Consider the following 8,065-nt stretch of genomic DNA (forward strand, 5'->3'; position numbering starts at 1 on the left):
ATATACAATTATGTGCATGTAAGATAACTTAGTAAGGAAATAGAATAATGAAGCAATTTTGTTTATTGGTCATACATCTGATTATCTTTAACACCATTCATGGTATCACTCCAAATCCTTATCTTGCAATGCGATCACAAAGTGAAAATGCAGCGCGAGAATTGGTAGGATTAACACAGCATATCAATTTAGCTGTTGATCATTTTTATAGCACCTTTGCAATAACACCGGCATATACTCAATCATTTTATGAAAATCGTATTGCCGACTGCCTATTTGGTAATGATTTGGCAAGCGATACATTATCAGCAATTGAAGTAACCGGTATCAATGCCACGGATCGCGATAATTGCAAAGATTGGCTTGCTGACTATTTTGGACTACCCACCGATTTTGACAATACCATGAAATTTGAACCGATAGTCTCTAACTTTCTTGTTGATTTCTATGGTTATTTTGGGTTCAACAATATTCTATGTGGCCTCTTTGCTACCATTCATGCGCCAATTGTACGCACAAAATGGGATCTCAATCTATTTGAAGTTAATGATCAAGAAGGAATTGCACATTATCCTCCCGGTTATTTTAGTCAAAATGCACGTGTTGAAAATGTTGGATCCGGTGGCATCACTTCTAAGGATATTGGTGTTAAACGTGCTGATTTATTGGACAGTTTCACCGATTTTGTTTTTTGGCAAAAAACACCAAACCTTGGTGATGAAGTTACTTTTTGTCCCTTACAAAATGCACGTATGACACCAAGAAATATCAATTGTAATAAAACAAAAACTGCACTTGGTGATATCCAAGCAGTATTAGGTTGGAATTTCATACTTAATAGATGGTACCATTTTGGCGCCGGTCTGCGTGCAACTGCACCGACAGGCAATCGTCCAAATGGAAAATTTCTTTTTGAACCGATAGTTGGTAATGGCAAACATTGGCAACTGGGCACACAAATTTGGGGCCATTACACATTTTATGTTTCAGAAAATGAAGAAAAACAATGGATGGCATATTTCCTTGCAAACATTATGCATATGTTTAATGCAAAACAGTGCAGAGTATTTGATCTGTGCGATAAACCAAATAGTCGATGGATGTTGGCAGAAAAATTGACGCCTGATGTGCAACATTTACAAGCATCGGCAATTCAAGGTGATATCATGAACCTTGAAACTCCTGATGCACAGTTTGCAAACAAATTCAGTTCAGTCGCCAATTTAACTAAACGATCTGTTAACGTGAAATCAAATGTTCAAGTAGATTTAGTAACTATGCTTACCTATATAAAACGCAATTTAAGCATCGATTTTGGATATAATCTCTGGTATCGCAGTTGTGAAAAAATTACTAAAAATAGTTGTGGAAAAACAATATTAGAAAATGAGCTCTGGGCATTAAAAGGAAATGCTCATGTCTACGGTTTCACCAATCCGGGGGCAATGCCACCAGTTGAAGATAATACTCCAGTAGCACTTTCTGCAACACAAAGTAATGCAACGATTCACAATGGCACAAATGTAACAACTGAAATTAATGGGATGAATGTTGTAGCATCAAGAAATCCTATCATTGATAATCGTTTTTGGGCAGTTGCGACTATTGATAATCAATCGGTACTTTTGAATAATACTATTTCTAGTGGTGCGCAAACTAACACATCAAACAGTCCGATTATTTTACGTGAAGACCAATTGGATCTTTGCAATGCACAAACAAAAGGATTATCTAACAAACTATTTTTCCATTTAGCATACTCATGGTTTGATTTTTATAACCAATGTTATGTACCATATATAGGCGGTGGTTTTGAATTTGAAATCGGTAACAAAAATATGCCGCAGGACAAACAGAACATCACATGTCAAAATTGCGCTTTGTCACAAGTAGGAGTATGGCTCAAAGGAGGATTTTCTTTTAACTAAATAAAAAACCATTAATAAATAAAAAATAAGTTTTGAAATCTAAAATCTTGACAAAGACATTCAAACATACTAATTAATCTATAATAAACGTGTCATTAAAAAAGATTATAAAAATTTAAAAATAGAAAGGAGCGCTTATTAAAATACCGCTTTAGTGGAGGCAAATGGTGATGAATATGTTTTGCAAATTTGAAAATGTAAAAACAAATAAAAAAGGATAATAAGTATGAAACAAAAATTATGTTTAGCTCTTCTCAGCTGCATTGCATTAACATCGTTTGTTGATGCGGTTGCTCCATATTATAGTATACGCTCACAATCTGTTGATTTAGCTCGCCAACTTGTTGGCACAAGAGACATCGAAGAAGAACTTCGCTGCAGCGATGACTGCTGGCCGGGATATCTTGGTGTTACTTTGGAATACACAAAATCATTCCATGCTAACCGTATTTCAGAATGTCTTTTTGGCGATTGTTTATTAAATAACGGTTGCTGCCAAGCCATTAAAGTCTCCGGTAGTCGCGTAGAAGATCGTGGCGATAGTGACTGGCTTGCTGATAACTTCGGTTTACCAACTAATTATCAAGGTACATTAAACTTCAATCCACGCATTACAAATGTTCTTGGTGATTTCCAAGCTTACTTGCGTCTTGATCGTTGGCTGTGTGGACTTTATTTCTATATCCACGCACCGGTTGTTCACACTAAATGGAATATGAATGTGTGTGAAGATGTAATGGATGCAGGCGGAGCAACAGGTTATGCAGAAGGTTATTTTGCACCAAATGCTGTTGGCCGTGATAACTTAGTAAAAACTGCAGGGGACTTCCTTTCAGGCAGAGCTACTCCAAATCTTGGTGATGATGTAACATTCAATAGACTTGAGAATGCTCGCTGGGATCTTAGCGGTTGTGCTCGCACAAAAACAGCTTTAGCTGATTTACGTTTCTGGTTAGGTTATGATTGGTTAAACTGTGATTGCTACGGCTTTGGATTAGGCCTTGTTGTTGCAGCTCCAACAGGAAATACTCCTGACAGTCGCTACCTATTTGAGCCAATAGTTGGTAATGGTCACCATTGGGAATTTGGTGGTTTAGTTAAAGGTGACTACACCTTCTGGGAAAACTGTGACGGCACACATCGTGTAACCGGTTACACTCAAGCAAACATTACTCACTTGTTCAGCGCAAAACAATGCAGAACTTTTGACCTATGTGGCAAACCATTAAGTCGTTACATGTTAGCTGAAAAATTAGGTGCTAACGATGACAATCCTGTTCTTGAAGGATCACCTAATAGCACTACAGAAGTTTGCCCAACTGCTGTAGCAGATCTAACTGTTTCTAATAATCAGTTTGCAGGCGAATATACCTCTGTTGCTAACTTAACAACACTATGTGTTGATGTAAGCACAAATGTGCAAGTTGATTGGGTTGCAATGGCAACTTATTCACGTTGCAACTTCACATGGGATTTAGGTTATGAATTATGGTACCGCGGTTGCGAAAAAATCAAACCTCGTGACTGTGATGCAAGCAATCTAATTGCAGCAAATACTTGGGCACTCAAAGGTGATGCTTATACTTATGGATTCTTATCTTGTGGTCAAGATCCATTCACTGAAGATTCTCCGATCGCACTTGGTGCAACAGAAAGTGGTGCAACAATTAAACGTGGAACTAATTTCGTAGCTGGAAACTTAAACCAAAATGAAGGTGTTGATAATGCTCAATTTGCATATGCAACTCAAAACGGTAGCATTTCTACTGTTGGAGCAGATCGTGCAGGTGAAAATGGTCAACAATTAACTTCAATTCAGCCGGTATTCTTATCATCAGATGATATAGATCTTTGCAGTGCACGTACTAAAGGCTTGTCTAACAAAATCTTTACTCACGTAAGCTATAACTGGGATTGTGCATGCTGGAACCCATATCTTGGTATTGGTGCAATGGGTGAATTTGGTCAACGTAATGGCAGCAAAAAAGATTGTAAAACAAATAGCTGCAAAACAACTGCTTGCTCTACATCAAGCTGCGATACAAAAAGCAATGATTGCCAAAAATGCTCTCTATCACAATGGGGTATCTGGATCAAAGGTGGATTTGTATTCGGTTAATATAAGAAAGTTATTATAGCTAAAACTAATAAAAGTTAACGTTAAAATAACTTGATAAATAAGAAAGGCTCGACATTTGTCGGGCCTTTTTTATTTAATTGCATTTAAGCTTTTCATTTTAGTAAAGTAAGAGCAAACAAAAGGAGAATACTATGAAAATAAAAATGAAAAAAAAATTGCTCTTACTCTTATCTCTTTTTTTTATATGCGCAACTCATGCAGATGTAATGGATTTTCCATTACATGGTAAAACATTTATGCTCACACGATCACAAAGTGTCAATGCCGCTCGTGATCTGGCCGGATGGCATTGGAACTTTCCTAAAATTTGTGACAATAAAAATGAATGGTACTCATTCACCGTTACTCCCGAATATATGCATTCATTTCGCTCTGATGATATCGCAGAATATTTTTTTGGAAACCCATGCTTACAAATTTCCGGCAGCAAAGTTACCGATCGTGGACAAAATGATATTTTAGCTGACTATTTTGGACTGGGACAAACATTTAGCAGTTCAGTGAAACTTGAACCAATCATGCGCAATGCATTAGCTGATTTTAGATTCCATTATGGCTATGACAGATTTTATTTCCATGTACATGCACCAATTGTATGGGCAAAAAATGAAATCTTATTAGAAGAATGTGTTGACAATGATGGCACTGACATGCCATTTGAAGCATTATATATGGCGCCCGATCAAGTACAACCGGTTGTATCAAGTTTTTGCCAAGCAATTAGTCAAGGTGCAGTCTACGGCGAAGTTACTGAACCGTTACGTTTTGGCCGCATGGGTTGCCCGGATGCCACTACAAAACTATCTGAAATTCAAGCAGCATTCGGATGGATTTTTTTAGAGCGTCCAAACGGTTGGATGAGTGTTAATCTACGCGGTTCAATTCCAACAGGAACTCGTCCAAACAGTGCATTTTTATTCGAGCCAATTGTAGGAAACGGTCATCATGGTGAACTGGGTATCGGTTTTTATGGCCAGGGTAACTTGTGGGAAAAAGATGGCGATAAGTTTATCAGTGTTTGGCTGGAGGCAAACATTACACATATGTTTGGTGATAAACAATGTCGATCATTTGATCTTTTACAAAACTGCGATGATTGTTGCTGTATTATTACTCCTGAAGATGGATTTGGCAGTCGCTACGTATTGGCAAAAGAGTTTGACGATACCGGCAACTATACTCAAAGCACTGTACCATTAATCAATCGCACGACGCTCCTTGCTGACATCAGCGTTGATGTACAACTTGATATTGCACTCATGTTTGCATTTGAATTTAAACAATGGACATTTGATATCGGTTATGATGGATGGGCACGCAGCCGCGAACGCATAGATCTGCTCGAATGCCTACCCGAGGATATTGTTGGACTGAAAGGAATTCAAAATGTTGCATTACAAATGGGCGGACCATCAAATGTCACACAAAGTGCAGCAACCCTACACGGTAATGAATTTAGTGAACAAGTAAATGTCGCCGATCCGGATTCACCGGTATTTACCAACCAACCGCAAGTTGATATTAATTCAGGTGCATCATCTCGCATGCTCACACATAAAATTTTTGGTAATATCAACCGTGCATGGCATCGCTTTGAACCCTGTGCATTACAACCATTTTTAGGCATTGGTATCGAAGTTGAATTTGAAGGACAACGCCCTAAAGATCTGCAACCGAATAAACTCGCAATGTCACAATGGGGCGTGTGGTTAAAAACCGGTGTTGGATATTAAACAATTGACTATATTAGTTTTTTATATTCATCAGCAAGCGCATAGGTTCTTAACTTTTTAGATGGATTTACAATAACCAAAAATTCATCTAAAACCCATTGTTTGCACAAATGACGTGCCGTTCGTGATTTTATATTAAAAAAATCTTGGACATCTTTTGCAGTGATTTCTGATTCATGCACAAACAGTGTTAATAATGCGCGCTTACGCGCATCTAAATGACGTATTTCTTTAGCAATATCTTTATTACGATTTAGATTACCGAGCGCTCGCCGCTTTACCGTTTCAAAACTTTTGAGCATACTGCGGCAAAAATATTCTACCCATGAAGTAATATCCGATTCTGCTCGCCCCATATAATAATTATGTGATGGACCCACCGTCAGTGAACGATAATAAGATACGAGATCTTTTGCGTAATATTCTTCCAAGCAATAAATACCTTTTAAATCATAACCACCCTGATGCAAAATTAATGTAGCAAGCAAACGGGCGGTTCTGCCATTGCCATCATAATATGGATGAATAGTTACAAACTGATAATGCACTATACCTGCAATTAAAGGAACCGGAATGTCATGATTAGGTGCATCATTGATCCAATCAACCATTTCTTGCATAAGTTGTACGACATCATGAGCTTCAGGTGGCAAATATACAATATCACCGGTTGCGCCATCTTTGATCACATTTTGCCCATCACGATATGGCGTCTGTTTTATGCGTTTTTTACCACCATTCATAACAATAGCATGAATATGCTGTATATCTTTTTGAGTTATCTTTTTTTTCTTTGCTAATGTATCAACTTGATCAAGGGCCGCATAATAACCCAAAACTTCGTTTTCATCTCGTTTTCTACCGACACTACCACCCTTTTTTATCAGCTCTTTCACCTGATCTAAGGTAAGTCGATTTCCCTCAATTTTGGTTGAATAATGAATAGTGCTCATACGAGCAGTTGCCCGCAAATGAGCAAGCATTGTTGGCGTAATTGGAGCTAAATCAATATCTTGTTTAAGCCCCGAAATTCGCATTAATAACTTAGCAATTAATGGCGTAATTGAGTATACCGGTTCAAACATAATAGCTTCCTTTTTTTAGCCCTATTCCTTTATGTAATCATTATACCATAATCACACTTTTTTTGCCATTAAATTGCCATTAAATTGCCGTTAAATCAAAAAAACACCTATTTTAAAGATGCTTTTCAATTAAATAATCGTTCCTTTTTGTCATCCCAGGCTTAAACTGGGATCCAGCCCACAGAAGATTAATTGTATCAAATACTTTTGTCAGCAATCGTTTATTTACAAAGCGCAAAAATAATAAGATTTGAAAGCAATGTTCGCCTGGATTCCAGTTCAATCCTGGAATGACAAAGTAAGCATATTATATAACTCATCTTACGCACTCACAGATTTAATAACTTATTTTAGAAGAAACTCTTTTTTAAATATGTGATAATAATCTAAGTGAAAAAACAAAGCAGTTTGCCCATTTTGTCATTCCTGAAGGGAATCCAGCGGAAATCGGTGTGGTCTAGAAGAATACTTGGCCAAAAAAGTTTGTTCGTTTGGAGAATGATTGGTTTTTAATATTTTTGAATTTTACTTTACAATACTCTTTAGATAATGCATATCATTAGCCAAGACTTTATTAGCATTAGGCCGGTCACCGCTGGATTCCCTTCAGGAATGACAAAATGGGCAAATTGCTTTATTCTTTGCACCTGGATTATTACATTATATTTAAGAATTAAACCTCTTGTAGAAACTAGACCTTATGCGTAATTAATTTTAAAAAATGCGCCCACCTCAAAATGTCATTATAATCTGCGTATTGGCATGTGCTATAATTTAAAGTAAATCAATTGTGTAATGTTTTGAGAAGTGTGATTATTTCAAAACTTACATGATGCACTTTATTACGAATTAATCCCCGTTCTTACGAATTCGATAATCAAGATTATAAAGTTATTTCAACTTTATTTACTATCACAAAAAATAGAAATAAGGAGAATTTAATTAGTGGATCCCCGCATTCGCGAGGACGACAAAGAGGATGTTTCAACATTAAAAAACAATTTGTTATCGTGTATAATTTCATTCAAGAGACGAGAGCACAAGTTTCTATAACGCGAGTTCTAAAATTCAAGATCCTCGCGAGCAAAACATTATAAGGTAATGTTCTTCTTTGTCATCCCCGTCTTGAACGGGGATCCAGGCGATGAATACTTATAATTAAAGATGAATGTACGTTTT

The 8,065-nt window shown here is 36.9% G+C and carries 4 protein-coding genes; 3 read left to right on the forward strand and 1 reads right to left on the reverse strand.

Annotation, left to right across the window (positions count from 1 at the left end; genetic code table 11):
• The first annotated feature begins 47 nt into the window (after positions 1–47).
• The 3 genes from WD055_06165 (at position 48) to WD055_06175 (ending at position 5,801) form a co-directional block, all read left to right on the forward strand.
• On the forward strand, positions 48–1,928 hold the full coding sequence (locus WD055_06165) for a hypothetical protein (protein ID MEX0849789.1): 1,881 nt from the start codon (positions 48–50) through the stop codon (positions 1,926–1,928).
• A 226-nt stretch (positions 1,929–2,154) separates the two neighbouring features.
• Positions 2,155–4,047, forward strand: coding sequence for a hypothetical protein (locus WD055_06170; protein MEX0849790.1), 1,893 nt, complete (start codon positions 2,155–2,157; stop codon positions 4,045–4,047).
• Positions 4,048–4,199: 152 nt separating this feature from the next.
• Positions 4,200–5,801, forward strand: a complete 1,602-nt coding sequence (locus WD055_06175; GenBank protein MEX0849791.1) for a hypothetical protein — start codon at positions 4,200–4,202, stop codon at positions 5,799–5,801.
• Positions 5,802–5,809: 8 nt separating this feature from the next.
• Here WD055_06175 and WD055_06180 read toward each other — a convergent pair whose 3' ends face one another.
• Positions 5,810–6,886, reverse strand: a complete 1,077-nt coding sequence (locus WD055_06180) for a Fic family protein (GenBank protein ID MEX0849792.1) — start codon at positions 6,884–6,886, stop codon at positions 5,810–5,812.
• Positions 6,887–8,065 lie beyond the last annotated feature (1,179 nt).

This window comes from Candidatus Dependentiae bacterium, from assembly GCA_040878395.1.
Classification (GTDB): Bacteria; Babelota; Babeliae; order Babelales; family Vermiphilaceae; genus JAKBEL01.

Coding starts and splice junctions, on each gene's coding strand:
- WD055_06180 (MEX0849792.1), bottom strand. CDS start 6,886: ATGTTTGAACCGGTATACTCAATTACGCCATTAATTGCTAAGTTATTA.
- WD055_06170 (MEX0849790.1), top strand. CDS start 2,155: ATGAAACAAAAATTATGTTTAGCTCTTCTCAGCTGCATTGCATTAACA.
- WD055_06175 (MEX0849791.1), top strand. CDS start 4,200: ATGAAAATAAAAATGAAAAAAAAATTGCTCTTACTCTTATCTCTTTTT.
- WD055_06165 (MEX0849789.1), top strand. CDS start 48: ATGAAGCAATTTTGTTTATTGGTCATACATCTGATTATCTTTAACACC.